This window comes from Methylacidimicrobium cyclopophantes (assembly GCF_902143385.2).
GTDB classification, from domain to species: domain Bacteria; phylum Verrucomicrobiota; class Verrucomicrobiia; order Methylacidiphilales; family Methylacidiphilaceae; genus Methylacidimicrobium; species Methylacidimicrobium cyclopophantes.
The window spans coordinates 1-1,662 of sequence record NZ_CABFUZ020000272.1; the positions used below are offsets into that span (position 1 = coordinate 1).

Sequence of the window (1,662 nt, forward strand, 5' to 3'; positions counted from 1 at the left end):
TCCGCCGCCTGCGGCGGAGCCCAGACCCGGTCGAGCTTGGAGACGCGCTCGCCGGCACCTTCGACCACTGGTTTACCGAGTCCGAGATCCGAGAGGAGCTTGCGGAAGGCGGATTTGCACTCCTCGAGTATCGGGAAACCCCTTATGGCCACGCCGTCGGCCGCGCGATCTAAAATGATCCATTTCCCCGAAACGCGGGATCCCGCCGGCAAAAACCGTCATTGCGCACGCACCGAAACCTTGCCCTCCCCACCGGCGCTCACGAACTCTCCGCCTTGCAGCTTGAGCACCCGATCCGCCAACTCGAGGCTTGCCGGCCGATGGGTGATCAGCACGACCGTCCGCTCTCGGAACACATCGGAGCACGCCCGCAAAAACTCCCGCTCCCCCTCTGGATCGAACATGGCGGTCGCCTCGTCGAGGATCAGAATCGTAGGATCCTTGAGCAGGGCACTGGCCAGTGCCACCCGTTGCTGCTCTCCTCCGGAGAGCCGGACGCCGCGATCCCCGATCCAGGTGTCGTAACCCTGCGGCAGTCCGAGGATGAAGTCATGGGCGCGCGCCGCCCTCGCCGCCCTCTCGATCTGCTCCTGGGTGGGCTCCGGCCGCCCATAGGCGATGTTATCGCGGACGGTGGCGTGGAAGAGCAGCACATGCTGAGGCACGATGCCGATCTGGCTCCGCAAGCTGCGCAAGGAAATCGTCGCAATATCGACGCCGTCGATCCAGATGCTCCCCTCGGAAGGCGAATGCAATCGGAGGAGCAGATGAGCGATCGTGCTCTTCCCGGCACCGTTGGGGCCGATGATCCCGACCGTCTCCCCCGGCGCGATCGAGAGATCGAGGTGCTTCAACGCCGGCTCGCGGCCCGGATAGGCAAAGCTTACACCGCGGAATTCGATGGCCCCTTTTATGGGAGGCATCCGCTTCCCCTGATCCCATCCCGGTTCCGGCTCTTCGGCCAGGACCTCGGCCAGTCGGCCGAGCGCTCCGCGCGCCCGCTGGGTCTGCCCATAGAGATCGGCAAGCCCCGCCATAGGCCGCGCCATTAACTGGCCGTAGAGGAGAAAGCTCACGAGCTGGGGTGCCGCAAGGACGCCGTGGCTCACCGCCGCTTGAGCCAGCCAGAGGACCAGGACGATGCCGATCGCCGCAAGCAGGTGGGTGCCCGGCCCCAATGCGGCATAAAAGCGCCGCTCCCTCGCGCTCAGCCGAACGACCCGCTCGATCTGCGCCCGATATCGTCGGGACTCCTCCGCCTCGCGAGTGAATGCCTTGATCGCGGGCAACATGCCCAGGTTTTCCTCGGCGATGGCGATGGTCCGGGCCTGCTCTTCCTGAACCTCCCGCGCCAGCGGCCGCACGCGGCGTCCGACGACCTTGACCCACAAGTAGAACAAAGGGATCAGAACGGCGGCGAGGATCGCAAGGAGGGCTTGGATCTGGAGCATGAAAATCAGCGCCCCCCCACCGTGAGGAAGAGCGGCACAATGCCGAGAGCGGCACCGCTGAGATAGCCGCTGAGGATAGAGACATCGTGCGTCAGCAAGGCGAGCGCATCGCCTTGCCTTCACTCATGAAAGAAGCCGAGCGGCAGGGCCTGCAGATGGTCGTAGACACGGATCTTCAGGTCGGCCGCAAGCAGATCGGCTACTCCCCCTA

Annotated in this window: 1 protein-coding gene; it reads right to left on the reverse strand. The window is 65.0% G+C overall.

Annotation, left to right across the window (positions count from 1 at the left end; translation table 11 throughout):
- Positions 1 to 218: 218 nt before the first annotated feature.
- Positions 219 to 1,451 carry an ABC transporter ATP-binding protein gene (locus FN369_RS10885; RefSeq protein WP_178087825.1) on the reverse strand — a complete coding sequence of 411 codons (1,233 nt, stop codon included), beginning with the start codon at positions 1,449 to 1,451 and terminating at the stop codon, positions 219 to 221.
- Positions 1,452 to 1,662 lie beyond the last annotated feature (211 nt).

What these genes read in the sequence shown, in the direction of transcription:
- FN369_RS10885 (WP_178087825.1), bottom strand. Translation starts at nt 1,451, where the DNA reads ATGCTCCAGATCCAAGCCCTCCTTGCGATCCTCGCCGCCGTTCTGATC.